Raw genomic sequence first — 26,949 nt, forward strand, 5'->3', positions numbered from 1 at the left:
CGCCGAATGCATTCGGCCCTGGTCCGCCACTTAGCCCCGTTCCTCGCCCTCATTGTTATCGCTGCGGTCGCGCACGCCCAAGGCCCCCTCGACCGCCAGCCCGGACGCAGCGTGGTCCGCGCCGAGCACGGTATGGTCGCAACGTCGCAACCGCTGGCCACGCAGGTGGGCCTCGACGTCCTCAAGCGCGGCGGCAACGCGGTGGACGCCGCCATCGCCGTCGCCGCCATGCTCAATGTGACCGAGCCGATGATGACCGGCGTCGGCGGCGACATGTTCGCCATCGTCTACTGGAAGAAAACCGGCGAGCTGAAGGGATTGAACGCCAGCGGCCGCGCCCCGCGCGCCCTCACGCTCGACTACTTCCAGAAGCGCGGCATCACGAAGATGCCGCAGTTCGGCATGGAGAGCATCACCGTCCCCGGCGCGTTCGACGGCTGGACCACGCTGCTCGCCAAGTACGGGACCATGAAGCTGCCCGACCTGCTGGCGCCGGCGATCGCCACCGCCGAAAACGGCTTCCCGGTGATGGAAAAGTGCGCCGAGGACTGGGAAGAAATCGTCCCGCGGCTGCGCCAGAACGCCGACATCGCCGCCCAATACTTACCCGACGGCCGCGCCCCGCATCCCGGCGAAATCTTCCGGGCGCCGAACCTGGCGCGCACGCTGCGCACGCTCGCCAACGGCGGCCGCGACGCCTTCTACAACGGCGAAGTAGGGCGCCGGATCGTCGCCTACATGCAGTCGCACGGCGGTTTTCTCACCATGGACGACCTGGCTGCGCAGCACGCTGAGTGGGTTGATCCCATCTCCACCACCTACCGCGGCTACACCGTCTACGAGCTCCCGCCCAACGGGCAGGGAATCACCGTCCTGATCGCGCTCAACATCCTCGAGGGCTACGACCTGGCGGCGATGAAGTCGCGGCCCGATGCCTACTACCACACGCTCATCGAGGCGCTGAAGGTGGCGTTTGCCGATCGCAACCGCTACATCGCCGACCCGAAATTCGCCAGGGTGCCGGTCGCCGAGCTGCTGAGCAAAGACTACGCCGCCCGCCGCCGCCAGCTCATCCGCGCCGACGCCGTCCTGAACTCGCCGCCTGCCGGCCTGGCTGCCGCCGCCAGCGAAACCACGTACTTCACCATCGTGGACAAAGACGGCAACGCCGTCTCGTTCATCAACTCGCTGTATGAGCACTTCGGCAGCGGCATCGTCGCGGGCGACACGGGGATCATCATGCAGGACCGCGGCGGCGGCTTCTCCCTCGATCCCGCCAGCCCGAACGTGATCGCGCCCGGCAAGCGGCCGTTCCACACCCTCATCCCGGCCATGGTGTTCAAAGACGGCAAGCTTTTCATGTCCTTCGGCGTGATGGGCGGCGCCATGCAGGCCCAGGGACACGTCCAGTTGCTCACCAACCTCATCGACCTCGGCATGCCGCTGCAGCAGGCCATGGAAACGCCCCGCTTCCGCTACGACGGCGAAGACAAGGTCTACCTCGAAGACGAGATGGGCAGCGACGTCCTGGGCAAACTCATCGCCCGCGGACACAAGCGCCTGCAACCGCGGCGCAACCAGATGGGCGGCGGCCAGGCGATCATGATCGACCAGAAGACCGGCGCGCTGCTCGGCGCCTCCGACAACAGAAAGGATGGAATGGCGCTGGGCTGGTAAACGTGAAAGGCAATAAAGAACATGAGGCAAAAGTAAGGCCCGAGACACCAGGCGGGCAACACCGCCTGTCCTTGGTCTCTTACTTTTTCCTTTTGCCTTGTTCTTTCCCCGAGACGTCCCACGCCTGATTCAGCCACTCGATGGCGTCGTGCAGATCGGCATCTGACCCCATCTGAAATACCGCCCACTGTTGCTTTCCGCCCATCACGCCCATGGCGATCCGCTTGTCAGTGGCGACGCGCTGGAAAACCCTCTCCGGCGCGCCCTTGAGCTTGAAGATAAAGCCATTCGCTGTGCGCAAGCCGCGCGTCCGCGGCAGCGCAGCGAAGATCTGCGCTCCGCGATAGAACGCGCGCATGCCGAACATCGCACGCTCGGAGACGCCCGGCAGGGAAGCGATCTCGCCGGCCAGCATCGCCGACCAGCGCTGCATCTCGTCGCTGGTCTTGACCATCGCCGGCCGTTGGCGCGCATGCATCGCCTTGCGAGGGCCCCGGGTGTGACGAGCCTTAGGAATGGGGTTCCTCCGCTTCTCCGCGCCTCTGCGGTGAAAACTAGTTCTTCAAATTCGCCATCAGCCGCTCGATCTCGGCCTTCACGTCGGCCGTGGGAGGCAGCAGCGGCAGGCGTGGCGGGCCGCCATAGTATCCGTTCAATTCCATGGCGTACTTGAGCCCGGCAATCCCAAACTCAGCGGCCACGCGCTTCGACGGCCCGGTGATGCGCTCCTGCTTCTCGCGCGCCAGCACTGCATTGCCTTCCTTGAACGCGGTGTAGACCTCGTAACACGCTGTCGGCGCCGCCGACGCGAACGCCAGCACCGCCCCCACGCCTCCGGCTTCCAGCGACGGCAGCAGCGTATGCGCCGAGCCCACCAGCACCTGGAACCCGACTTCCTTGGAACGTGTCTTCAGCTTCGGCGCGGTTGCCACGGCTGCGGGCGGCGACGCGCCAACCAGAGCCGCGGGCGAAATCAGATCGCCGCTACCGCCATTGGCAGGCGCGGCTTTCATCCGTCCGGTCACGGCGAGAAAAACGTCGGTGACCTCGGCGCTGCGCTTCACATGCCGCGTCGCTTCCACCAGCGCGCGCACTTTCTCCACGTTGCCGCTCGACTCCTTGATCCCGATGATGTTCCGATGCTCGGCCAGTTGCGCCACCACCTCCACCGGCAGGTCGTAAGCGGTGAAGGGCGGCACGCTGTAGAGCACCACCGGCAGCGGCGAGCGGTCGGCCACGGTGCGGTAGTAGGCCAGCAGGTTTTCCGGCTTCATCGACGGGCGATAGAAGTGCGGCGTGCGGACCAGCGCCGCGTCGTAGCCCAGCTTGGCGGCGTACTCGATGAGCAGCAGCGTGTTGCGCGCCGATTCCACGCCCGTTCCCGCCAGCAGAACTTTCTCCGGTTCCGCCGCCTCGCGGGCCACGCGCAGCACCTGGCGGTATTCGTCGTCGTTCAGCATCACCGCCTCGCCCGTCGAGCCCAGGATCACCATCCCGGCGACCGGCGTGCGCGAATACAGCGCCACGTTGTGCTCAAGCTTCTTCGGATAAAACGCGCCGTCGCGGTCAAACGGGGTGGTCAGAGGCGGAAAGATGCCGTGCAGAAACATGCGAACATTCTACCGCTCCATTCACTACCGACGTCATCCTGAGCGAGCGCGGAGCGCGAGTCGAAGGGTCCCTGCCTCACCCCGGGGTTAAGCTCTTGGGCGAAGCATTCACCCGCCAGCGCGTCAAGACCTCCAAACTAATCACGCCCGCTAGGCCCGCCTTCCTCTCGCGATCGCCGCCCGCGCCTCGCGGTCGGCGACCTTACGACGCTCGGTCTCGCGCTTGTCCCAGAGCTGTTTGCCCTTGGCCAGGGCGAGTTCCACCTTGACTCGTCCATTCCTGAAGTAGAGCCGCGTGGGAATCAGCGTGAGCCCGCGCTGCTGGGTCTTGCCGATGAGTTTTTTCAGCTCCTCACGATGGACCAGCAGCTTTCGCGTGCGCAGGGGCTCGTGGTTGTAGATGTTGCCGTGCTCGTAAGGCCCGATGTGCAGGTTCAGGAGCCAGAGTTCGCCGTCTTTGATGATCCCGTATGCGTCTTTCAGGTTGGCCCGTCCGGCGCGCACCGACTTGACCTCGGTGCCGAACAGGACGATGCCCGCTTCCATCTTCTCCAGCAGGTGATAGTTGTGCCCGGCGGCGCGGTTCTGGGCCGCATCGCGCTCGCCCGCAGCCACCGGATCGCGGCGCACGTTCTTTGGCGGGTTCTGGCGCGCCTGTCTGGTGGTTGGACGGTTCATGACGTCAAAATGGTCCGGAATTCATCATCGTAGCAGCACGCCTCATACCCGCCGGCGCGCTTTTGGCGACTTTTGATGCTATACAATAATCGGCCCATGCAATCGAGCTTTTGCGCGTCGTTCTTCTTCTGTGCATCCAAAGGAGCACGATGAGACGAGCTTTCCCCTGGCTTGCCTTCCTCCTGTTGCTCGCCGTCAGCCTCCCGGCGCTGGCCGATAAGGCCAAGGACTTTTTTCAGAAGGGCCGCGCCGCCGAGTCGTCTGAAAAATACGAAGAAGCCTACGACTTCTACCGCCAGGCCCACGCCCTCAAGCCGCGCGACATCCAGTATCGCGCCGCCTACGAGCGCGCCCGTTTTCTGGCCGCCGCCTCGCACGTCCACAAGGGCCAGTTGCTGCGCGACGCGGGCAAGCTGCAGGAGGCGATGGCCGAATTCGAGAAAGCTCTCGAAATCGATCCCTCCAGCTTCATCGCCAAGCAGGAGATCAACCGCACGCGCGACATGATCAACGCCGGCGCCGCGCCGCCCGCCGCCAGGCGCCCGAGCGAGATCACCAGGTCACTGGCCACGGCCCAGGGCCCCGCAGAGCTGCAGCCGCTCTCCACCGCGCCCATCACCGCGCTCAACATGAACGATGACGCCAAGATCATCTTTCAGACGCTGGGGCAGCTGGCGGGCATCAACGTGCTGTTCGATCCCGACTACGTTTCGCGCCGCATACCGGTGAAGCTGGCCAACGTCAGCATCGGCGAAGCGCTCGACATCGTGAGCTTCCAGTCGCGCAGCTTCTGGCGCCCGGTCACATCGAACACCATCTTCGTCAGCAACGACACGCAGCAGAAGCGCCGCGACCTGGAGCAGGTCGTCCTGAAGACCTTCTATCTCTCGAACCTGGTGGCGCCCACCGAGGTGCAGGACGTGACCAACGTCTTGCGCACCGTGCTCGAGATCCAGAAGATGCAGCCGCTGCCTTCGCAGAACGCGATCGTGGTGCGCGACACGCCCGACAAGGTCGCGCTGGCGCAGAAGCTGATCGACGACTTCGACAAGGCCAAGCCCGAAGTCGTGATCGACGTGGCCGTGTTGCAGGTCCGCCGTGACAAGCTGCGCGACCTGGGCATCAAACCGCCCACCAGCGCCACCATCGCGCTGCAGAACAACGTTCCGGCCAGCACCGGCACGACCACGACCGGCGGCGGACAATCGGCCAGCGCCACCAACAGCATCAACCTGAACCAGCTGGCCAACATCAACGCGACCAACTTCCAGGTGACCATCCCGCCGGCCACCGCCACCGCGCTGCTCAACGACAGCAACTCGCGCGTCATCCAGAACCCGCAAATCCGCGCCACCGACGGCGTGAAGGCCTCGCTCAAGATCGGCGACCGCATTCCCGTTGCCACCGGCTCGTTCCAGCCGGGCATCGGCGGCGTGGGCGTGAACCCGCTGGTCAACACGCAATTCCAGTACATCGACGTCGGCGTGAACATCGACATTACTCCGCGCGTGTACGCCGATCGCGAAGTCGGCATGAAGCTCTCGCTGGAAATTTCCTCCGTCACCTCGCAGACCAACATCGGCGGCGTCAACCAGCCCATCATCGGACAGCGCAAGATCGAGCACGACATTCGCCTGAAGGAAGGCGAGGTCAACGTCCTCGGCGGCATCCTCGAGCAGCAGGACATTCGCAGCGTCAGCGGCATTCCCGGGCTCGCCCAGATTCCGTTCTTCAAGTACTTCTTTTCCGATAACAGCAAAGAGATCATCGACAACGAAATCGTCTTCGTGCTGGTGCCGCACATCGTGCGCATTCAGGACATCAACGACCTGAACCTGCGCGCGCTCGACGTTGGCACCGCCAACGCGGTTGAGTTGCGCCACAAGGCGACGCCCGGTGGCGGCGCGCCGGCGGTCACTCCCGCGGCCCAACCCGGGCAGCCATCGCCCCAGCCGCAGCCTGCCACGCCGCCGCCAGCTCCGCCGGCGCCGGCTCGTGGCGAGGGAGCGCCGGTTCCCGCCTCGCTCGCGTTCGATCCCGCAACCATGGCTCCGGCCGCCAACTCCACGTTCACCATCAACGTGGTCGTGCGCGGCGCGCAGGACCTCTCCACCGTCCCGGCACAACTCACCTTCGATCCGGCCAAGCTCCAGCTGCTGAACGTCTCGCAGGGCTCGTTCCTCTCGCGCGATGGCCAGGTGGTGGTGCTCACGCACCGTGAGGACAACGGCACGATCGTAATGAGCGCTTCACGGCCGCCGCGCACGCCCGGCGTCTCCGGCGACGGCCCCGTCTTTACCCTGACCTTCATGGCCAAGGAACCCGGCAGCACGAACCTGGTGCTCAGCCGCGGCGCCGGACGCAACAGCGGCGACCAGCCGGTCCCGCTCTCCGGCGCGCAGGCCGTGGTCGCGGTGCGCTAAGCCATGCTTCGCAGGATCAGAACGGATGTCATGCTGCGCGGGCCCCGGGCGTGTAGCGAGGGGCGGGCCGAAGCATCCCTGCCTGGTTCCGGGACTTGGGGCGAGCAGGAACACGCCGCAGGCGCTCCACGTTCACGCCGCGGTCGGTGGGGCGTGAACGTCGGGAAACGGCGCTCCCAGCGCGGTCTCACTCTGGTCGAGCTGATCGTGGCCATCACCATCCTGGCCGTCCTGACCAGCGCGGCCATTCCCATCGTGCGCATCCAGATCGTGCGGGAAAAGGAGCGCGAGCTACGGCGCGACCTGTGGGAGATGCGCGACGCCATTGACCGCTACAAAGATGCCGCCGACCGCGGCGCTTTCCAAACCAAGCTGGGCAGCGAAGGTTACCCGCCCGATCTGGAAACGCTGGTGAACGGCGTGGACGTGCAGGGCAAGAAACTCCGCTTCCTGCGCCGCATCCCGGTTGACCCGATGACCGGCAAGAACGAATGGGGCCTCCGCAGCATGCAGGACGATCCCGAATCCGACTCCTGGGGCGGCCAGAATGTGTTCGACGTGCACTCGAAAGCGGAGGGCACGGCGCTGGATGGGACGAAGTACAAGGAGTGGTGAAGAGCCAGGTTTCACGTTTCACGTTTCGCGTTTAACGACACTAAGGAAATGGGACACTCATACAAAGACTTGATCGCGTGGCAGAAGGCGCGAAAGCTCGCGGCCGAAGTGTATCGAGTTACCCAAGACTTTCCTGTAAAGGAGATGTACGGGCTTACGGCGCAGCTTCGCCGCGCCGCCATTTCCGTGGTGTCCAATATTGCCGAAGGCCAGGGAAGGTTGACCAAAGGTGAATTCATTCACTTCCTCGGTCAGGCGCGCGGTTCGCTACTGGAGGTCGAAACGCAACTATTTGTCGCATTCGACCTTGGCTATCTCTCGGAAGCTGACCTCAAGAGAATGGAGCGGGAAACTGGTGACGTCCTTGGCCTAGTGAACCGGCTGATTGCCTCACTCAGAGCTAGAGCTGCGGGGGCAGAAACGTGAAACGTGAAACGCGAAACGTGAAACGGTTCCAGCGCGGCTTCACCCTCATCGAGCTGATGATCGTCATCAGCATCATCGTCATCCTCATTTCCGCCGCGATGCCGATGTACAACCAGTCCATCATCCGGGCGCGCGAGGCGGTGCTGCGCGACGACCTTTTCACCCTGCGCTCGGTCATCGACCAGTTCACCCTCGACAAGCAGCGCGCACCGCAATCACTCGACGAACTCGTGCAGGAGCACTACCTCAAGGCGATTCCGAAAGACCCATTCACCAACTCATCGGAGACCTGGCAGGTCACGCAGGAAGACACCATCATGAGCGTGGACCAGACGCAGCCCGGCATCAGCGACGTCCACAGCGGCTCCAATCTGGTCGGCTCCGACGGCAGCGCCTACAGCTCCTGGTAACCACGGCGACACGGACAATACGGAGGACGCGATGACTCGGAATGAGCTCTTCGAGGCCTACTTGAAAATTGGGAACTTTTGGGCCAAGCGGCACGATGAACGCCGACAATACGAGTGGAAGCTGACGATTGGGTTGTGGGCCATCATTGTGGCAGGGTTGGTGCAACCCGACAAGTTGCGGGTCTTGCCCGAAACTGCAATCCGGTTGACCCTCTTGGGAATTTGGATCCTATATTGCTTCGGTTGGCTCTTGCCGTTGTGGGAACGAAACAACTCAGATAAACGTCAGGCTCTTGATGCCATTGAAGAATGCAACAAACTATTAGACGACGCATCCTATCAGCCACGTCCGCCTAAGAGACCCAAGAAGCCACCCGTCCGTAAGTTCATAGGCGATTGGGCTATGCGATTTCAAGCCCTTGCCACGGGAGTGCTGCTTCTGTTGCTGTCGTCGATTATAACGCGCTAGCCAATAAGTCTTCGGGAATTCGGTGATGCCAGAATACTAGGTTCCGCTCCGCCCGCTCGCGGGCGCGCCTCAGCTGGCGAAGCCAGCGTCACATTCAGTAGCCCACAGCGTAAGCTGTGGGCAAAAGTCCTCGACTCATGAAGCTCGCGAAGCGAGCGGCACGGCCACCGGTTGCCATCACCTCGCTACCCCCACTACCATCCCATTCAATGCCCACGGCCACCGACATCTCGTCGTACACCCCCATCACCGCCCCCCGCGGCAACCAGCTCTCCTGCAAAGGGTGGGCACAGGAAGCCGCCATGCGCATGCTCATGAACAACCTCGACGAAGAGGTGGCCGAGCGCCCGCGCGACCTGGTGGTCTACGGCGGCACCGGACGCGCGGCGCGCAGCTGGGAGTGCTACCACGCCATCGTGCGCTCGCTGCAGTCGCTGGCCAGCGACGAGACGCTGCTCGTGCAATCGGGCAAGCCGGTGGGCATCTTCCGCACACACGACTACGCCCCGCGCGTGCTCATCGCCAACTCCAACCTGGTTGGACACTGGTCCAACTGGGAAAAATTCAACGAACTCGAACGCGCCGGCCTGATGATGTACGGCCAGATGACCGCCGGCTCATGGATCTACATCGGCTCGCAGGGCATCATCCAGGGCACGTTCGAGACCTTCTCCGCCGCCGGGAAAAAACACTTCGGCGGCGACCTTGAAGGCAGGCTCATTGTCTCGGGCGGCATGGGCGGGATGGGCGGCGCGCAGCCGCTGGCCGCCACCATGACCGGCGCGGCGTTTCTCGGCATTGACGTTGACCCCGAGCGCATCAAGAAGCGCCTCAAGACCGGTTACTGCGACTTCATGGTCAACTCGCTCGACGAGGCGCTGCGCATCCTGAAGAACGCCGTGCGCAAGAAGGAAAACGTTTCCGTCGGGCTGGTAGGGAACTGCGCCGAGATCATTCCCCAACTCGCCGAGCGGGGCGTGGTGCCCGACATCCTCACCGACCAGACCTCAGCCCACGACCCGCTCAACGGCTACATTCCTGCCGGACTCAGCGTGGATCAGGCCGCCGAGCTGCGCGCACGCGATCCGCGCGCCTACCAAGAGCGCTCGCTCGATTCCATCGCGCGCCACGTCGAGGGCATGCTGGCGCTGCAGAAAATGGGCTCGGTCACCTTCGACTACGGCAACAACATCCGCACGTTCGCCTTTCAGCGCGGCGTGAAGAATGCCTACGATTTTCCCGGCTTCGTGCCGGCGTACATCCGTCCGCTGTTCTGCGAAGGCCGCGGCCCGTTCCGCTGGGTGGCGCTCTCCGGTGACGCATCCGACATCGCCGCCACCGACGACCTTGTCCTGCAACTGTTCCCGCGCGACCGCGTCCTCGGCCGCTGGATCGCCCTTGCGCGCAAGCGCATCCGCTTCCAGGGCCTGCCGGCGCGCATCTGCTGGCTTGGCTACGGCGAGCGCGCCGAATTCGGACTCGCCATCAACGCCATGGTGCGCGACGGCAAACTCAAAGCGCCCATCGTCATGGGGCGCGACCACCTCGACACCGGCTCGGTCGCCTCACCTTTCCGCGAAACCGAGTCCATGCGCGACGGCTCCGACGCCGTGGCCGACTGGCCGCTGCTCAACGCCCTGCTCAACACCGCCAGCGGCGCCTCGTGGGTCTCGATCCACAACGGCGGCGGCGTCGGCATCGGATACTCCCAGCACGCCGGCCAGGTCACCGTCGCCGACGGCACCGGGCAGATGGCCCGCCGCATCGAGCGCGTCCTCACCAACGATCCGGGCATCGGCGTCGCCCGCCACGCCGACGCCGGCTACGAGGAAGCGATCGCTTTTGCGGACAGCAGAGGCGTGACAGTTCCCATGAAGAAATGAATCTCCCGCCGCTTTGAAGGGGTGCGGCTTCCAGCCCCGCGTTCCAGGCTTGATACGTGAACGGCTTCAGCCGCTGAGGTGTTTTCAGTCGCCCTAAGATGGCCTGCGGGCCCGCTCAAGGCCCAGTAGAAAAACCTTAGTACTTGATCCGACCGGACTAAGCCTCTCCCCCTGCTCCCCTGGGGCCAAGCACCCTCACCCGCTAGGACTAAGTCCCGATTCTCCGCGCAGCCGCGCATCGCTACTCTCGCCGCGTTCCCATCCGGAGAGTCGCTTGCGCTTCCGCCGAGTTCTCGCCGCCGTGCTGCTGTTCGCCGCCACCGCCTTCTCCCAGACGCAGGACTTCACCGTCGTCGCGCTCCCCGACACGCAGCACTACTCCAAGTACTACCCGGCGATCTACGCCGCGCAAACGCGCTGGATCGTGCAGAACGCCGCCGCGATGAACATTCAGTTCGTCCTCGGCCTGGGTGACATCGTGGACGACGGCGAGCAGAACTTCCAGTGGCAGAACGCAGACGCCGCCGTGCGCATTCTCGACCAGGCCGGCATGCGCTATGCCATGGCCATCGGCAACCACGACTACATGTTCGGCAGCGTCAGCTCGCGCGACGCCACTCTGTTCAACCAGTACTTTGGCCCGCTGCGCTATCACGGCCGCTCGTACTACCGCGGAAGCTATCCTGCTGGCTCCAACGAAAATTTCTGGACGGTGTTCGACGTGGCCGGCGTGCCCTACCTCGTCATGCTGCTCGAAACATTTCCGCGCGACGCGGCGCTCAACTGGGCCGCGTCGGTGCTGGCCGCCAACCGCGACAAGCAGGCCATCATCGTGACGCACTCCTACATGTTCAAGGACAATTCGCGCATCGGCCGCTGCGACTCGAACACGGCTGCCTCGTTCGGCGTCGCCCAGGACAACGACGGCGACCAGATGTGGTCCAAGTTCGTCAGCCGCCAGCCCAACGTCTTCCTCGTGCTCAACGGACACACCAACGGCGCCGGCCGCCGCGCCGACATCGGCACGAACGGAAATCTGATCAGCCAGGTGCTCGCCGACTATCAGGACGATCCGCACGGCGGCAACGGCTGGCTGCGCATCCTCAAATTCCGCCCGGCGCTGAACCTGATCGAAGTGCGCACCTACTCGCCCTACCTGAACCAGTGGCTCACCGATTCGAACAACCAGTTCACGCTCAAGATTCACGACTGGCCGGCGAGTTCGAGCGGAGCTCTTGAGGGCCGCGTGCGCTCCAGTTCGTGCGCCCCGCTCAGCGGCGTGACCATCTCCGCCGGCGGCCACTCCACCGTGACCGGCGCACAAGGCCTGTTCTCTCTCCCCCTGCCCGCGCCTGCCGCCTACACCGCGACCGCGGCCAAGTCCGGCTGGAAAAGCGGATCGGTAAGCGCGTCGGTCCCGCGGGCGTATCCGGCATGGGCCGATTTCTTTCTCGCAAGCGCTTCGCCTTCGACGTCCTGCACGCTCAGCAGCGTCTCGCCCTCGGTGACCATCTGCGCGCCCACGGCCAGCGCAAGCGTCAGCTCGCCGGTCCGCATCACCGGCGGTGCCACCAGCAGCGCTGGAGTGCGATTCGTGCAGGTATATGTAGACGGCCTGAAGGCGTATGAGGCCCTGGCGCCAACTCTCGACACGAGCCTGCCCATCTTGCCGGGCACGCACCGCCTGACCGTCCAGGCCGGCGACAAAGCCGGCGCCATCTTCAAGCAGACGATTTACATCACCGTGAAGTAATGGTTTTCCTGGAATGTGGCCTTGGCCATCCTGAATTATTGAGGAGTCATCCTGAGCACGCGCTGTTTGCGGGCTCAGGACCTATGTAGTCGTGAGCGCCGCCACCATACCGTATGGAGCCCGGTCGCCCTCGACCGGGCTCTTGCTTGAGGTATTCTTTCCTGCAACTACAGCGAGCCCACAAACTTGGCACAACCTTCAGCACGCACTAATCAGCCGCTCCTCCTAACCCACATCGGCCAGCTCCTCACCCTGCGCTCGGAAAGCAGCCGGCCCAACTCCCTGCGCCGCGGCGCTGCCATGCGCGACCTTGGCATCATCGAGGACGCGGCCGTCCTCTGCGCCGGAGGCAAGATCGTCAGCGTCGGCGCCATGCGCGATGCCGCCCGCGATCCCTGGCTCAAGCGGCATCGCAGGCAGGTCACGGAACTCGATTGCGGCGGACGCGTCGTCCTGCCCGGATTCGTCGACTCGCACACGCATCCCGTTTTCGCTGCGCCGCGTCTTGTTGACTTCGAAAAGCGCATCTCCGGGGCGACCTACGAAGAGATCGCCGCGGCCGGCGGCGGCATCGCCTCCAGTGTCAGCGCCGTCCGCAAGGCCCGGCGCTCTGAACTGGCTGCCAACGTCGCCAGAGCTCTCGACCAGGCCGGACGCCACGGCACCACCACCATCGAGTGCAAATCGGGATATGGCCTGAGCACCGAGGCCGAAATCAAGTCGCTCGAAGCAATTCGCGATGCCGCCCGCGCCTGGCCGGGAACGGTCGTGCCAACGCTGCTCGGTGCGCACGTCTGTCCGCCTGAACTGAAGTCGTTACCGGACAAATACTTACATGAAATAGTTAAACAAATGCTTCCACGTGCTGCGGAGGCGAAACTGGCTGCCTTTGTTGACGTTTTCATCGAACGCGGCGCCTTCACGCTCGAGCAGGCCGAGCAGGTCTTCACCGCCGCCGAAAATCTCGGACTGGGCGCGCGCGCGCACGTCTGCCAGCTCTCCCCCGGGGAACTGTGGCCGCTGCTGCGCTTCCATCCGGCATCGTTCGACCACCTCGACTGCGTATCGGACGAGGACATCGCGCAACTCGCCCGCCGCGATGTAGTCGCCACGCTCCTGCCCGGCGCCAACTACTTCCTCGGGCTCGGCGCTTATCCGCCCGCGCGCAAGCTGCTCGACGCCGGCGCCGCCGTCGCGCTCGCCACCGACTACAACCCAGGCACCTCGCCCACGCTGAACATGCAGTTCATCGTCTCGCTCGCCTGCACCCAGATGCGCATGTCGCCCGCCGAGGCCATCACCGCCGCCACCTACAACGGCGCCTGCGCCCTGAAGCTGCAAGACCGCAAGGGAAGCCTTGAGCCCGGCAAAGACGCCGACCTAACCATCTTCGACCTGCGCGACTGGCGCGAGATCGCCTATTGGTTCGGCGGCAACGCCTGCTGGACGGCCATTGCCGCTGGCGTTGCTGCATTGCCCAATCAATCTTGATCTGAGTCATCCGGCGCGAAGCGGAGGACCCCACCGCGGCCGGCGCCACTTCTGTCGCTCCGGGCTTTCCGGCCGCGCTCGATTTTCTGCCGCCCGAATCCGCTAGAATTGAGGGTTGCGGGCGAGCAGTCGCGAAGCAACGGCTGAATGTAGCCCAGCACGAAGTGCCGGGGGCAATGTGCACCGCGCGGCTGGGTCCTGCAGGGACGGCTGGGCCTTTTCGCTCACCGCGCCCGAGTTTGTCCGTCCATAACAGTGGATCACCATGCCCGGGGCCGTTCGTCCCTGAATCCGTCACCAGCCCGCAAGGAGTTCTCATGAAGCGCATTGCCGTTCTGTTGTTGCTCGCCTCGTCGCTCGCATTTGCTTCGCCGTACCGTCTGCCCGACGTCGCTACGCCCGAGCGCTACTCGCTCACCTTCGCGCCCGACCTGGCGGCGGCCACTTTCTCCGGCGACGAGACGATCTCCATCCGCGTGCTCAAGCCCACCGGAACGCTCACGCTGAACTCGGCCGAGATCGAATTCCAGCAGGTGACGGTCACGCAATCCGGCAAGACGCAAACCGCCAGGGTCACGCCGCACGCCGGCGCCGAAACCGTGGACTTCGCGCTCGACAAGCCTCTGGCCGCGGGCCCGGCGACCATCCGCATCCGCTACACCGGCGTCCTGAACGACCAGCTGCGCGGCCTCTATCTGGCCAGGACCGACAGGCGCCGCTACGCCACCACGCAGTTCGAAGCGACCGACGCGCGCCGCGCCTTCCCTTCGTTCGACGAGCCCGCGTTCAAGGCGGTCTTCGAAGTCGCCGCCGTGATTGATTCCGGCGACATGGCGCTCAGCAACATGAAGCAGGTCTCCGACACGCCCGGGCCCGCGGGCAAGCACACCGTGAAGTTCGCGCCGTCGCCCAGGATGTCGTCGTACCTGGTCGCGCTCGCGGTTGGCGACTTCGAGTGCGTCCAGGGCGGCGCCGACGGCATCCCCATCCGCGTCTGCTCCACGCCCGGCAAAAAGGACAAGCTCGGCTTCCTGCTCACCGTGGCCGAAGCGGTGATGAAGTACTACAACCAGTACTACGCGCAGAAATATCCCTACGGAAAGCTCGACATTTTGGGCATGCCCGACTTCGCCGCCGGCGCCATGGAGAACACCGGCCTGATCATCCAGCGCGACGTGCTCGTCGCCCTCGACGAAGCGACCGCGTCCATCAATCGCAAGAAGTCGCTCGCCCAGGTGCTCTCGCACGAGATGGCGCACCAGTGGTTCGGCGATCTCGTCACGATGGCCTGGTGGGACGATGTGTGGCTCAACGAAGGCTTTGCCACCTGGATGGAGAACAAGCCGCTCCAGGCCTGGAAGCCCGAGTGGAAGTTCGACCTCGACGAGATCTCCGACGCCGCCGTCACCATGAACGGCGACTCCAACGCCGCCACGCGCCCCATTCACGCCGCGCACGCCGAAACCCCGGCCCAGATCGAGGAGCTGTTCGATGGTGTCGCCTACGGCAAGGCCGCGGCCGTGCTCAACATGGTCGAGAGCTACGTCACGCCTGAGGTTTTCCGCGCCGGCGTGAACCTCTACCTGAAGCGCCACGCTTACGCCAACGCCACCGCCGCCGACTTCTGGAACGCCCTCACCGAAGTCTCGAAGAAGCCGGTCGACAAGGTCATGGCCACCTTCGTCAATCAGCCCGGCGTGCCCATGGTCAGCCTCGATCTCACCTGCGCGAACGGATCGGGCGTCGTGCAGCTTGCGCAGCAACGCTACTTCTACAACCCCACGCTGATGGAGAAGGGCAGCGACCAGACCTGGCAGGTTCCGGTGCGGCTCATCACCGGCGAACCGGCGCCGCGGACGGAAATCCTGGCGCAGAAGCAGCAGTCGGTGAAGCTCAAGGATTGTCCAACGTGGGTTTACGGCAACGCCGGCGCGCACGGCTACTATCGCACCGCCTACTCGCCTGATCAGGTGAGCAAGATCGCCCAACGCGCGCTGCATCATCTGAGCCCGGGCGAGCGCATCATGCTCACCAACGACGAGTGGGCGCAGGTGCAGATTGGCCGCCACGGCGTCGGCGAGTACCTGAACGTCGCCGCCAACCTCGCTTCCGACACGACGCCGCAGGTCGCCGACCTGGTCCTGTCGCGCCTCGAGCGCATCTACAACAAGATCGCCGTCGGGCCCGATCGCAACGCGTTCGAGGCCTGGGTGCGCAAGACGTATCGTCCCGTGTTCGACAAGATGGGCTGGAAGCCGGCCGCCGGCGAGGGTTACGACCAGCGGGCGCTGCGCGCCACGCTGCTGCGTATCGTGGGCGAGGTGGGCCGCGATCCCGAGGTCCTGCGCCAGGCGCACGATCTCGCTTTCGCCTATATCAAGGACCCGTCGTCCCTCGATCCCAATCTGACCACGGCCGTTCTCGACCTCGCCACGCTGAGCAACGATCCCGCGCTGTACGACGCGTTCATGGCGGAGCTGAAGAAGCCCGGTCCGCCCGATCACTACTACCGCTTCTTCAACCGCCTCGACGAGTTCGCCGCGCCCGCGCTGCTCGACCGCACGCTGAACTTCGCCCTCACGCCCGAAGTCCGCGCGCAGGACTTCCCGCTGCTGCTTTCCGGCGCCCTCTCCAACACCGACAGCCAGAAGCAGACCTGGGAGTTCATCAAGGCGCACTGGGAAGACATCAAGAAGCGCACGCCCGAAGCCGGTGGTCCGCTCGCGGGGCTGATTTCCGCGGCCGGGACGTTCTGCGATGCAAGCGCCGCCGAAGACGTGCAGCAGTTCTTCCAGTCGCATCCGCTGCCCGCGGCCGAACGCACCATGAAGCAGGCACAGAACAATATCCGCGACTGCGTCGAGCTGCGCAACGCGCAAGCGCCGCGCCTGGCGCGGTACCTGCGGCAGAACGGGACCGCCGCAGGCGGCTCGCAGTAGCATTGACCGTGGGACGCGGGCGACCTCGCCCGCGCGAACGGGAGCCTCTGGAGAGGCGCGGTGAACCGCGCTCAGTCGCTCGCCGCGGCGATCCTGCGGCTCGCAGCGGTCCATATCTCGCGCCACAGCTCGTCGCGTCCTGAGCCGGTCTTGGCGGAGTAGGGAAGGACGCGCTCGGTTCCCAGGTCGGTGCGCAAGCGCCGCAGCGCGTTGGCCAGCTCGTTGCCGCTCAGGCGATCGCTCTTGGTCGCCACCACCAGATACTCTCGTCCCGCGCCGCGCAGCCATTCCAGCAGCCTTCTGTCACTCTCCTGCGTCGGCGCTCGCGGATCAACCAGGGCGATGCTCAGCGCCAGCGCAGACCGCTGCGCCAGATACGGCTCGATGAAGCTCGGCCATTCGGCGGTGACTTCGCGCGGCAGCCTGGCATAGCCATATCCGGGAAGGTCGGCAAAGCGCAGCTCGGGTTCGGGACGTCCCTGGCGGCGCAGCTCGAAGAAGTTGATGGTCCGCGTTCGTCCGGGCGTGGCGCTGGTGCGCGCAATCTTCTCGCCGACGAGCGAGTTCAGCACGCTCGACTTGCCCACGTTCGAGCGCCCGAGAAAGGCAATCTCCGGCAGCGACGCCGCGGGAAACTGGCGCGCATCGGCGGCGGAAAGCACGAACTTGGCATGGACCTTGATCATCTTGTGGGTGAGACAGCGCAGAGACGTGGCTCGCTACGTCTCCCGCCCGCTACTCAAGCCCCAGCGGACGCTTGTTGTGGCGCTCGTCGACCTTCGCGGGACGGCGCTTGTTCCAGAAGTACAGACCGACAGCGACAACGACCCCGATCGGAATGCTGATGGCGATGAACACGCGCGCTGCCGGAAAGAACACCAGCATGATCGCGACGAACAACACCGCGACCAGCAACGCTGCCGTGCCTTGCGTCTGGCTCGGCGGCACGTGATGGAAGCCGGTGTCCATGAGCAGATTCTAGTCCAGATGCAAGGTGGTCGCCGGTTGTTGGTCGCCGGCCGTCGGTGGATTTGTGCGATTCAGCCCGGAGCAGTGCTGGGACCTCCAGTATCCAAGCCTCATCCCGAACGCGCGTTTTCCGCGCGCGAGGGACCTGAGGCAGCCTTGACGCAATCAAGGCCGGTCGCGTGGACCGCGGGCGCGCGCGCAACCGCTTGCCGTGGCGCTTTCGCGCACCGGTCCCTCGCTGCGCTCGAAGTGACAACGGTGAAGCTGAAAAGCCCCGCCAGGCGGGGCTTTTCACGTTCGGCCAGAGGAAAAGCTTACTGGTGAGTCGCGGGAGCTTCGGGTTGCGGGGGCGCCTGCTGGATGGCGGCCGGCGCTTCTTCCCGCATTTCGGGCAACGGGCCTTCCAGCGCCAGATTGAGCACCTGGTCCATGTTCTCGGCGAAGTGAAGTTTCATGGCACTGCGCAGGTTCTCGGGCACGTCGGCCAGGTCTTTCTCATTGTCCTTCGGCAGGATCACTTCCATGATCCCGGCGCGATGGGCGGCGAGCAGCTTTTCCTTCAGCCCGCCGATGGGCAGTACCTTTCCGCGCAGCGTGATCTCGCCGGTCATGGCGATGTCGCGGCGCACGGGTATGCGGGTGAGCGCCGAAGCGATGGCGGTAGCGATGGTGATGCCCGCCGACGGCCCGTCCTTCGGGATGGCGCCCTCGGGCACGTGCACGTGAACGTCAATGTTGCGGTAGAAGTCGCGCGCCAGGCCCAGGCGCTGCGCGCGCGAGCGGACGTAGGTCATGGCCGCCTGCGCCGACTCCTGCATCACGTCGCCCAGCTTGCCGGTCAGGATCGGCTTGCCCTTGCCGTCAACGATGGCCACTTCCGTGCTCAGGATCGAGCCGCCGACTTCGGTCCACGCCAGGCCGGTGACCAGGCCGACCTCGCTCTTTTCGTGCGCGAGCGTGTCGCGGAATTTTGGAACGCCGAGGAATTCGCCCACGTTCTCGGGGGTGATGGTGATGTTGTACGCCTCGCCCTGCTTGACGACCTTGCGCGCCACCTTGCGGCCAATGTTGCCGATCTCCCTCTCCAGGTTGCGCACGCCGGCTTCGCGCGTGTAGTTGCGGATGATCGAGGTGATGGCGTCGTCGGTGAAGGTGATGTTCTTTTCCGTCAGCCCGGTCGCCTGGCGCTGCTTGCGGACCAGGAACTGCTTGGCGATCTCGACTTTTTCCAGCTCGGTGTAGCCGTGCAGCCGCAGCACTTCCATGCGGTCCTGCAGCGCGGCGGGGACCGTGTGGATGACGTTCGCGGTGGCGATGAAAAACACCTGCGAGAGGTCGTATTCCACATCGAGATAGTGGTCCACGAACATGTAATTCTGCTCGGGATCGAGCACTTCCAGCAGCGCCGCCGACGGATCGCCGCGGAAGTCCATGCTCATCTTGTCGATTTCATCGAGCATGAAGACCGGGTTCTTGGTGCCGGCCTTCTTCATCATCTGGATGATCTGCCCCGGCAGCGCGCCAATATACGTGCGCCGATGCCCGCGGATCTCCGCTTCGTCGCGCACGCCGCCCAGCGACATGCGCACGAACTTGCGCCCCGTCGCCTTGGCGATCGACATGCCCAGCGACGTCTTGCCCACGCCCGGAGGCCCGACGAAGCACAGAATCGAGCCTTTCGGATTCTTGACCAGCTGGCGCACCGCCAAAAACTCGAGGATGCGCTCCTTGATTTTCTCCAGCCCGTAGTGGTCTTCGTTCAGGACCTTCTCGGCGCGATCAATCGAGCGGATTTCCTTCGACCGCTTCTTCCACGGCACCGCCAGCAGCCAGTCCAGGTAATTGCGCGAGACGGTCGACTCGGCCGACATGGGCGGCATGGCTTCCAGTTTCTTCAACTCCTGGAGCGCCTTCTCGTGAACGTCTTTCGGCATGCCCGCCGCGTCCACTTTTTTCTTCAGCTCGTCCCACTCGCTCTTTTCGCCGCGGCCCAGCTCCTTCTGGATCGCCTTGATCTTTTCGTTGAGGTAGTACTCCTTCTGCGCCCGCTCCATCTGCCGCTTCACCCGCGACTGGATGCTGCGGTCCATGTTCAGCTTCTCGATCTCGATGTCGAGCACGTCGGCAATGCGCGTGAGCCGCTCGGCCGGGTCGAAAATCTCCAGCAGCTCCTGCTTCTCCTCGATCGAGAGTTGCAGGTTCTCGGAAATCTTGTCGCTGAGCTTGCCCGGGTCCTCCATGCGGACCGCCGCGATCATGGTCTCGTAATTCAGCGACTGGCAGAGTTTGACGTACTGCTCGAACAGGGACGTCACCCGCTGCATGGCCGCTTCGATCTGCGGCGTGACCTCGACGTGGTACTTGGCGGTGCGGACCGTCGCCTGGAAGTAGCCTTCCGAGTCGGTGACCTGCAGGATCTTGCCGCGCTCGATGCCTTCGACCAGCACCTTGATGTTGCCGTCGGGGAGCTTCAACGACTGCACGATGTTGACGATCGTCCCAACCTGGTAAATCTCGTTTGGCTTGGGCTCGTCAATGGAGGCGTCGTGCTGCGTGGCGAGAAAGATTTTCTTGTCCGACGCCAGCGCCTCTTCCAGGGCGCGCACGCTGGACTCGCGGCCAACCACGAACGGGGTCATCATGTGCGGAAAAATGACCACGTCCCGGATCGGCATCATGGGCAGCTTGCGTGTGTCGAACTTTTCCTTTGGGTTCATGTCCTCGTTTCCCGTTGTTCGTTTCCCGTTCCCCGTGACGCCCCGCGAGCCTCGCGGGCTCGTTCCTTAGTCAGAGAATATCACGCCCGAAAGGGCACGTTAACAGACGGTGAACGCCTCCGGAATGGCACTTTCGTCACTTTGTTGCCTGATGAGAGACGTTACCAGGCAGAGTCGGTGTCCTTCAGCGGCGCCGTGACGAGTCCCGCGTGAGCTTGCCGCCACGGGTATCGCCTTGGGGCGAATTCTCTGTGGAAAACGCGGGCGGAACCGCTACTCAGGCTGGGCTTTGTACTGCTTCAGATCAACGTCGGTGACCGTCTCGCTGGGAACAAGGCGGTAATGGCGCTCTGCCGCAATGAGAATATCTCCGTTCTGTGCCTGGAACTCAAACATCGCAATCGTATTTTCCGGCATTGATAGTGCGCCAATCGGGCGACACACCAACTCGGGGAATCTCACGTTGCAGGCGGCGATGTCCTGCTCCACTTGGACGATCCCCAAACGGTCCTTCCCACCCTTGGCTTGAACCGGAAAAACGTAGTGAACGCCGCGCTTGTCCACGCCAACATATAACTCATCAATCTCAAGCTGACCAATCTCGGGCACGGTCGTTCGAAGGTGACTTTGCAGAGCGTAACAAGTGACGCCGGTGAAAATGTCGAGCAGCCGGTTGTAGCGCACCCGGGCAAGTGTCGCCTGCTCGTCAGTCAGGGCATACTTCTCAACGAGCCCCGGCGTGCCGTCGGGTACTTTTATGACCGTGTACTGCGGATTGGGAACTATTGCGCGATCATAAACTAGCTCGAATTTGTATTGCGCGGCGCCTGCACCCTTGATCTCCCAGCGTTTACCAGCTGGCGCTGTTCGTGTGATGCCTTCAGGGAGATACGCACGATATCGGAACGAGTAGATTATGTCGCCGAGGTTCTTTGGCAGCTTGATCCGTAGTTTCTTGGCTGTGGATTCCAGCTCGGTTCGAGTGAATACAAACGACTCATGGCCGCCCTCGTAATGCGCCTTAAAAATGCGTTCAATGAGGGCAGCATAGCGATTGGGTTTTTTCCCCAGCCTCCTTGTTCGCTTCTTTGTCATCACGCTCCTGGCCACCGGAGCAGTAGCACTTCCTCGCGCATCTGCTCGCGCGTCGTAGTTGAAATCCGCGTCCGGAATAGATCAATGCCGAGGACTTCGTATCCAAGCGAGCGTGAGATTTCGGCTAGTATCTGGCCCGTTCGAATCAAAACGCGGAAATACGAGGCTTGGTCGCCGACAACATAGGCAAGATGGGCTCCCGGCTTGAGGATCTGTCGAAGCCCCGCAAGATGGCGCTGCATTCCGCCAAAATAGAGCTTAGTGAGGCGGGCATAAAGGCGCTCAAATCCGGACGTTTTCCCCAATTCTTTTCTCCGGCGCTCTATCTCAGTTGCCAGATCCGCTACTGTTGCGTTATCGGATACGACTTCGTCGTCGGTGTCCTTCCTGAAGACACCCCGCGTGTTGGAGCGCAGCAACCCTTGTTTCATCTGCCGAAGCTGTTGCTTATCCCGTAAAAAGCCCAGCATCACCGACTCGAGGCGTGTCGTCCGCGTATAGTCCTTTTCGTTTGGGTACGGCGGAGACGTGATCACGGCTTCCACGCTCGCTGCGGGCACCAGCGCGGTTGCATTTCGGGAGTCTGCGTGCAACACCCGTGCACGGGTAGCACTATCCCGAGACAATGTCGCGAGGTCGCTCTGGATTTGCCGCACTCGCGCCAGCCAGGGACCTATCACCGGCGCATCAGACTTCATACCGCGAACACCGACTTCCGGTCCAAAGTGCAGGTTGCTGGCATCCTGAACCAAAGTGCTCGCGAGCGCGAGGCGCAGATGCCCATCGAACGGCGCTGGTCCCGCTTTTTCAAGACACTCCAGCAGAACGAGGGCCTTATGCAACGGCAGTGGGCTTATCGAATTCGTGAGCAGTAGCTTCTCGGATTCAGGCGGCAGCCTTCGCAATTGGGATGTCGCTGGCGCTGTGAAGAGGGCGCCGGCTTGGTCCTGAATGCCCTGAGAACTCAGTATGTCACTCGCCGCTTCTGCGATACCGCAGGCTTGGTGCCACATAGCGTTCTGGTCAATATCCCATGTGACCTTCACCCCGGCCGCGAAGGCGGCCATCGGATTAGCTTCGATGCCAACGCTCGGAATGCCGAGTTTCTTGGCTTCGACCACGGTCGTTCCCGTGCCGCAGAACGGGTCCAGCACGGTCCCGTCGCCTCGGTAGAATGCCTCAGCGTAATGCCTGACTAGATGCGGAGGAAACGACAGAACAAACCGGTACCAGTCGTGCGCGACCCGATCAGCTTCCAGGAGGCGGTTGGGATCGCGCTGTGACGTCAACAGACGGGTTATCTGAACCGCGCTGTCGATGTCAGGGGATACCATTTCCGGCAATGTACCATACCGGGTCAAATGACCCTACAAGGGGCACTTGGCAGTCCAGTCGTTTTCTATGAGCTATGACGATAGCTCTGCATTTGCTAGTTAAATGTCTATAAGATATAGCACATGCTGTTGGCATATCTTGTCGCTTGCCTTTCCACAGGCTTTTACCCTACGCTGGCTGCATCCCTTGCAAAACTGAAATCGCAATGGCGCAAGTCCTTTGCACGACGGATCTTGCGTGTAACTCCTTTAGATGATCGGATCACCCACGGATCCCCACTCGCAACTTGTTGCAAACACTAGAAGCACCGGAAGGGGGTATATGCCCACCAAGAAGCCCGGCGGACGCCTCGTTGCCGCCGACGCCGCGCCACGCTGCCAGCACATCCGCGTCACCGGAGCGCGCTGCGGTTCGCCCGCCATCGCGCTCCAGGACTACTGCTACTACCACCAGCGCCTGCGCGACGACCACGCGCCCCAGCTCCCGCTCATCGAAGACGCCGCTTCCATCCAGCTCGCCATCCAGCAGGTTCTGCGCGGCCTGAACACCGGCATGATGGAGTACAAAGTCGCCGCCCTCATGCTCTACGGCCTGCAGACAGCGGCATCCAACGTCCTCCGCGTCCGCGAAGAATGGGAAGCCGCCTGCGCTCAGCTCGGCGATTTCGACGCGCTGCCATCCGCCGTCCGCCGCGCCCGCCTTGGCGCTGCCAAGCACACGCGCCGATTGCCGCAAGCCGAACCCGTATCCTCGAACGCACAAATCGCGTCCTCAGCATGACCCGAAAACGAATCGCGTAGCATGGAACACATAGGCGCCGGACGCCTCGTCCGGCGAGGCCAAGGGAAGCTTGGCTGGCTCTTTGACAACTTGACGAAGCAGGCCGGAGCTGCAAAGCCCGGTCGAGGCGACCGGGCTCCGTTGGAACGACTTTTCGCCCTCGCCGGGCTGCGCTCGGCCTGCCCGGACAAGACGTCCGGGCCTACGTGCGTTATCCCGCTTTTTCCATTACCGCGAGGGAGACGTCGCGTTTCTCGACCATTTCCTTGGTGACCTCGAATTCCTTGACTCGCTTCTGCGAGGGCAGGTGGTACATGAGGTCGAGCATGAGCTCTTCCAGGATCATGCGCAGGCCGCGGGCCCCGACTTTGCGCGCCAGGGCTTCGCGGGCGATGGCGTGCATCGCGTCGTCGGTGAACTTGAGCTTGACGTTCTCGAACTCGAAGAGCCGCTGATACTGCTTGATGATGGCGTTGCGCGGGCGCGTAAGGATTTCGACCAGCGCCTTCTCGTCGAGGTCGTTGAGCACGCCGACCACGGGGAGGCGGCCGACGAATTCGGGGATGAGGCCGAACTTGATCAGGTCCTGCGGCTGGACCTGCGCGAGCAGTTCGGTATCGCGCTTGACGGCGGGCACGGCGGCGGCGACGCCCGGCTGGCCCTGGGCGTCGTCGCTGCGGAAGCCGAGCGACTTCTTGCCGACGCGGCGGCCGATCACTTTTTCCAGGCCGACGAAGGCCCCGCCGCAGATGAACAGGATGTTCGTCGTGTCGACCGGGGTGAACTCCTGGTGCGGATGCTTGCGTCCGCCCTGCGGAGGCACGTTGGCGATGGTGCCTTCGAGGATCTTGAGCAGGGCCTGCTGCACGCCCTCGCCGGAGACGTCGCGCGTGATCGAGGGGTTCTCGTCTTTGCGGCCGATCTTGTCGACTTCGTCGATGTAGATGATGCCGGTCTGGGCGCGGCCCACGTCGCCATCGGCCGCCTGGAGCAGCTTCAGGATGATGTTCTCCACGTCCTCGCCGACGTAGCCGGCTTCGGTGAGCGTGGTGGCGTCGACGATGGCGAACGGCACGTCGAGCATTTTGGCCAGCGTCTGCGCGAGCAGCGTTTTGCCCGTGCCCGTCGGGCCGATGAGCATGATGTTGCTCTTGGTGAGCTCCACGTCGCCGTTGCGCTGGCGATTCATGTGGATGCGCTTGTAGTGGTTGTAGACCGCTACGGCGAGCTTCTTTTTGGTCTGCTCCTGGCCGATGACGTACTCGTCGAGGAAGACCTTGACCTCCTGCGGCTTGGGCAGGTGGTTGGGCGCGGCGGCGGAATGGGTCTCAGCGCGGTCGTCTTCGAGAATGGAGTTGCAGACGGCCACGCACTCGTCGCAGATGTAGGCTCGCGGGTAGTCGCTGGGCGAGGAGATCAGCTTCGCCACTGCGTCCTGGGACTTGTGGCAGAACGAACATTTAAGGACTTCGTCGGTGCCGGACCGGGATCTCACGTTACTGCTCCTTCTACCACAAAAACGTCCGGGCTGGTGCCCGGGAATCACCTGAGTACAGGGCGATCTTTCTATCGCCGGGGCCAAAGCCCTATCTCTCGTCACGGCGTGTTCACCGGGCCAAAGCCCGGTGCTTCCACCGGAGACGTAGCAAGCTATGTCTCTACGACTTCACTTGTGTTCAAAAATGATGTCGTCGATGATGCCGTACTCCTTGGACTGGTTGGCGTTCATGATGAAGTCGCGCTCCACGTCCTTCTCGACCTTGTCGAGACGCTGGCCGGTGTGCTTGGCCATGAGCTGGTTGATGATTTCGCGCATCCGGAGGATCTCGCGCGCGTGGATGTCAATGTCGGTCGCCTGGCCGCTGATGCCGCCGCCCATGATGTGCGGCTGGTGGATGAGGATGCGCGAGTTGGGCAGGGCGAAGCGCTTTTTGGGCGCGCCGGCGGCGAGCAGCAGGGCGGCGAAGCTGGCCGCCTGGCCGATGCAGATGGTCTGCACGTCGGGGCGGACGAACTGCATGGTGTCGTAAATCGCCATGCCGGCGGTGATGATGCCGCCGGGGGAGTTGATGTAGAGCTGGATGTCCTTCTCCGGGTCTTCGGCCTCGAGGAAGAGCATTTGCGCGATGACCAGGTTGGCGACGGCGTCGTCAATCGGCGTGCCGATGAAGATGATGTTGTCGCGCAGCAGCCGCGAATAGATGTCGTAGGCGCGTTCGCCGCGGCTGGTTTGCTCGATGACCATGGGGACTAGCATGGTTGGGGGATTCCTTTCAGACCTGGTTCGACGCGCATGCGCGTTCGATCGGGATCGGGAGAGACAAGGTCACGGCAGAGCCTCACGCCGGGCGGCGGTAGAGAAAATCAAGGGTCTTTTCGCTGCGGATTCTGTTGCGAATTCTATCGAGCGCGCCATCCTTCGTCAAACGCGCGCGCACGCTTTCGAGGGGCTGTTTCGTCTGCTCGGCGACGGCGGCAAGTTCTTTTTCCAGCTCCTCGTCGGTGACCTCGATTTTTTCCTTGTCGGCGATGCGGTCGAGGATGAGCGAGGTCTTGACCTCGCGCAGGGCGGCGTCACGCTGGCTGGCGCGCAGGCGCGGGAAGTCCATTTTCTTCATGTCCTCGGTGCGCATGCCTTGAGCGGCCAGGGCGCGGAGTCCGCGCTCGAGGCGCACGTCAATTTGGTGCTCAACCAATGACTCGGGAACGGGGAATTCGTTGCGGCGGACCAGCTCGTCGAGGAGCTTTTCCTTGGCGGCGTGCTCGGCCTGGTGCTGCTTTTCATGCTCCATGCCTTCGCGGACGCGCTTGCGCAGGTCGTCCACGGTCTGAAAGTCAGGGCTGAGCTCTTTGGCGAAGGCGTCGTTCAGTTCGGGTAGTTCTTTGCGCTTAATGCCTTTGACGCTGAGGGTGTACGTGAAGGTTTTTCCGGCGAGCCGCTGGTCGGTGAAGTCTTCCGGATAACTGACGTCGAAGGTGCGCCGGTCGCCGGTCTTGGCGCCGCGCAGGTTGGCGCTGAACTCGGGCAGCGTGTTCTCGCCGCCAACGTTGACCAGAACCTCGTCGAGGTGGACAGGGTTGGTCTTGCCGGCCCCGGACCTTTCGGTTGAGACGGACGCTTCGTTCGCGGCGTCGGTGGCCGCTTCGGACTTGGGCCGGCCGCTGAGCTCGACCTGGGCGAAGTCGCCGTCGGCGATGGCGCGGTCTTCTTCCACGGCGGCGTAGGTGGCGTGCTGCTCGCGGAACTGGCTGATCTGCTGCTCGACGTCGGCGTCGGAAACGGAAGTGTCGGCGCGCTCGGGGCGGAGTTCCTGGTAGCCCTGGACTTCGATCTCAGGGAGGACCTCGAAGCTGGCGGTGAAGCGCAGGGGCTCGCCCTCTTTGACGTCGGCAAGGTTGGTGACGCGAGGCTGGGAGACCGGATGGATGCCCTGGCGCTCGGTTTCCTGACGGAAGTAGCGCGGGACCAGCGACTCGACGACCTCGCCGCGAATGTCGCTGGCGAAGCGCTGCCAGAGGATGCTGGCCGGGACCTTGCCTTTGCGGAAGCCGGGCAGGCGGGCCAGCTTCTGGTACTTGGCGACGGTGGACTGGAGCTCGCGGGAGACGACGTCGGCCGGGACTTCGACCTGGATCTCGCGTTTGCAGCCGTTCTGGGTTTCGGTGGTCAAAATTTGAG

At 63.6% G+C, this 26,949-nt stretch carries 21 protein-coding genes; 10 read left to right on the top strand and 11 right to left on the bottom strand.

Annotation, left to right across the window (positions count from 1 at the left end; translation table 11 throughout):
- Positions 1 to 6: 6 nt before the first annotated feature.
- Complete coding sequence (gene ggt / locus VFA60_14350; protein ID HZQ92971.1) at positions 7 to 1,677, top strand: gamma-glutamyltransferase; 1,671 nt, start codon at positions 7 to 9, stop codon at positions 1,675 to 1,677.
- 79 nt (positions 1,678 to 1,756) lie between these two features.
- Here the strand turns inward: ggt and VFA60_14355 are convergent, their stop codons facing one another.
- From VFA60_14355 to smpB, 3 genes are all read right to left on the bottom strand, one after another.
- The gene (locus VFA60_14355) at positions 1,757 to 2,155 is read right to left on the bottom strand and encodes a hypothetical protein (GenBank protein ID HZQ92972.1); all 399 of its coding nucleotides are present in this window, start codon (positions 2,153 to 2,155) and stop codon (positions 1,757 to 1,759) included.
- A gap of 76 nt (positions 2,156 to 2,231) precedes the next feature.
- A complete protein-coding gene (locus VFA60_14360) occupies positions 2,232 to 3,287 on the bottom strand; it encodes a dihydrodipicolinate synthase family protein (GenBank protein ID HZQ92973.1) in 1,056 nt (351 codons plus the stop codon).
- A 150-nt stretch (positions 3,288 to 3,437) separates the two neighbouring features.
- Positions 3,438 to 3,965 carry an SsrA-binding protein SmpB gene (gene smpB, locus VFA60_14365; protein ID HZQ92974.1) on the bottom strand — a complete coding sequence of 176 codons (528 nt, stop codon included), beginning with the start codon at positions 3,963 to 3,965 and terminating at the stop codon, positions 3,438 to 3,440.
- A gap of 149 nt (positions 3,966 to 4,114) precedes the next feature.
- Here smpB and VFA60_14370 point away from each other — a divergent pair, with 149 nt between their 5' ends.
- The 8 genes from VFA60_14370 (at position 4,115) to VFA60_14405 (ending at position 16,374) form a co-directional block, all read left to right on the top strand.
- Positions 4,115 to 6,388: a tetratricopeptide repeat protein gene (locus VFA60_14370; protein ID HZQ92975.1), complete on the top strand. Its 2,274-nt coding sequence runs from the start codon at positions 4,115 to 4,117 to the stop codon at positions 6,386 to 6,388.
- Positions 6,389 to 6,541: 153 nt separating this feature from the next.
- On the top strand, positions 6,542 to 7,003 hold the full coding sequence (locus VFA60_14375; GenBank protein HZQ92976.1) for a type II secretion system protein: 462 nt from the start codon (positions 6,542 to 6,544) through the stop codon (positions 7,001 to 7,003).
- Between the two features lie 48 nt (positions 7,004 to 7,051).
- Positions 7,052 to 7,429 carry a four helix bundle protein gene (locus tag VFA60_14380; protein ID HZQ92977.1) on the top strand — a complete coding sequence of 126 codons (378 nt, stop codon included), beginning with the start codon at positions 7,052 to 7,054 and terminating at the stop codon, positions 7,427 to 7,429.
- Positions 7,430 to 7,446: 17 nt separating this feature from the next.
- A complete protein-coding gene (locus tag VFA60_14385; protein ID HZQ92978.1) occupies positions 7,447 to 7,839 on the top strand; it encodes a prepilin-type N-terminal cleavage/methylation domain-containing protein in 393 nt (130 codons plus the stop codon).
- Positions 7,840 to 8,517: 678 nt separating this feature from the next.
- Positions 8,518 to 10,191, top strand: coding sequence for a urocanate hydratase (gene hutU / locus VFA60_14390; protein HZQ92979.1), 1,674 nt, complete (start codon positions 8,518 to 8,520; stop codon positions 10,189 to 10,191).
- 274 nt (positions 10,192 to 10,465) lie between these two features.
- Positions 10,466 to 11,944 carry a carboxypeptidase regulatory-like domain-containing protein gene (locus VFA60_14395; GenBank protein ID HZQ92980.1) on the top strand — a complete coding sequence of 493 codons (1,479 nt, stop codon included), beginning with the start codon at positions 10,466 to 10,468 and terminating at the stop codon, positions 11,942 to 11,944.
- A 300-nt stretch (positions 11,945 to 12,244) separates the two neighbouring features.
- Positions 12,245 to 13,435, top strand: coding sequence for an imidazolonepropionase (hutI, locus tag VFA60_14400; protein ID HZQ92981.1), 1,191 nt, complete (start codon positions 12,245 to 12,247; stop codon positions 13,433 to 13,435).
- A 317-nt stretch (positions 13,436 to 13,752) separates the two neighbouring features.
- Entirely contained in the window at positions 13,753 to 16,374 is a 2,622-nt protein-coding gene (locus VFA60_14405) for a M1 family metallopeptidase (GenBank protein ID HZQ92982.1), read from the top strand.
- Between the two features lie 71 nt (positions 16,375 to 16,445).
- Here VFA60_14405 and yihA read toward each other — a convergent pair whose 3' ends face one another.
- The 5 genes from yihA to VFA60_14430 form a co-directional block, all read right to left on the bottom strand.
- The gene (gene yihA, locus VFA60_14410) at positions 16,446 to 17,060 is read right to left on the bottom strand and encodes a ribosome biogenesis GTP-binding protein YihA/YsxC (protein ID HZQ92983.1); all 615 of its coding nucleotides are present in this window, start codon (positions 17,058 to 17,060) and stop codon (positions 16,446 to 16,448) included.
- A 49-nt stretch (positions 17,061 to 17,109) separates the two neighbouring features.
- Positions 17,110 to 17,343, bottom strand: coding sequence for a hypothetical protein (locus tag VFA60_14415; protein ID HZQ92984.1), 234 nt, complete (start codon positions 17,341 to 17,343; stop codon positions 17,110 to 17,112).
- Between the two features lie 314 nt (positions 17,344 to 17,657).
- Positions 17,658 to 20,060: an endopeptidase La gene (lon, locus tag VFA60_14420; protein ID HZQ92985.1), complete on the bottom strand. Its 2,403-nt coding sequence runs from the start codon at positions 20,058 to 20,060 to the stop codon at positions 17,658 to 17,660.
- Between the two features lie 273 nt (positions 20,061 to 20,333).
- Complete coding sequence (locus tag VFA60_14425; GenBank protein ID HZQ92986.1) at positions 20,334 to 21,155, bottom strand: hypothetical protein; 822 nt, start codon at positions 21,153 to 21,155, stop codon at positions 20,334 to 20,336.
- Entirely contained in the window at positions 21,155 to 22,489 is a 1,335-nt protein-coding gene (locus VFA60_14430; protein ID HZQ92987.1) for a DNA methyltransferase, read from the bottom strand. The genes VFA60_14425 and VFA60_14430 overlap by 1 nt, the downstream gene beginning before the upstream one ends.
- A 322-nt stretch (positions 22,490 to 22,811) precedes the next feature.
- Here VFA60_14430 and VFA60_14435 point away from each other — a divergent pair, with 322 nt between their 5' ends.
- The gene (locus tag VFA60_14435) at positions 22,812 to 23,270 is read left to right on the top strand and encodes a hypothetical protein (protein HZQ92988.1); all 459 of its coding nucleotides are present in this window, start codon (positions 22,812 to 22,814) and stop codon (positions 23,268 to 23,270) included.
- A gap of 211 nt (positions 23,271 to 23,481) precedes the next feature.
- Here the strand turns inward: VFA60_14435 and clpX are convergent, their stop codons facing one another.
- The 3 genes from clpX to tig all read right to left on the bottom strand — a co-directional run bounded on the left by clpX (position 23,482) and on the right by tig (position 26,941).
- Positions 23,482 to 24,765, bottom strand: a complete 1,284-nt coding sequence (gene clpX / locus VFA60_14440; GenBank protein HZQ92989.1) for an ATP-dependent Clp protease ATP-binding subunit ClpX — start codon at positions 24,763 to 24,765, stop codon at positions 23,482 to 23,484.
- Between the two features lie 171 nt (positions 24,766 to 24,936).
- On the bottom strand, positions 24,937 to 25,527 hold the full coding sequence (gene clpP / locus VFA60_14445) for an ATP-dependent Clp endopeptidase proteolytic subunit ClpP (GenBank protein HZQ92990.1): 591 nt from the start codon (positions 25,525 to 25,527) through the stop codon (positions 24,937 to 24,939).
- Between the two features lie 82 nt (positions 25,528 to 25,609).
- Positions 25,610 to 26,941, bottom strand: coding sequence for a trigger factor (tig, locus tag VFA60_14450; protein ID HZQ92991.1), 1,332 nt, complete (start codon positions 26,939 to 26,941; stop codon positions 25,610 to 25,612).
- Positions 26,942 to 26,949: the final 8 nt, after the last annotated feature.

The sequence above is a fragment of the Terriglobales bacterium genome, from assembly GCA_035651995.1.
Lineage (GTDB): Bacteria > Acidobacteriota > Terriglobia > Terriglobales > Acidobacteriaceae > DASRER01.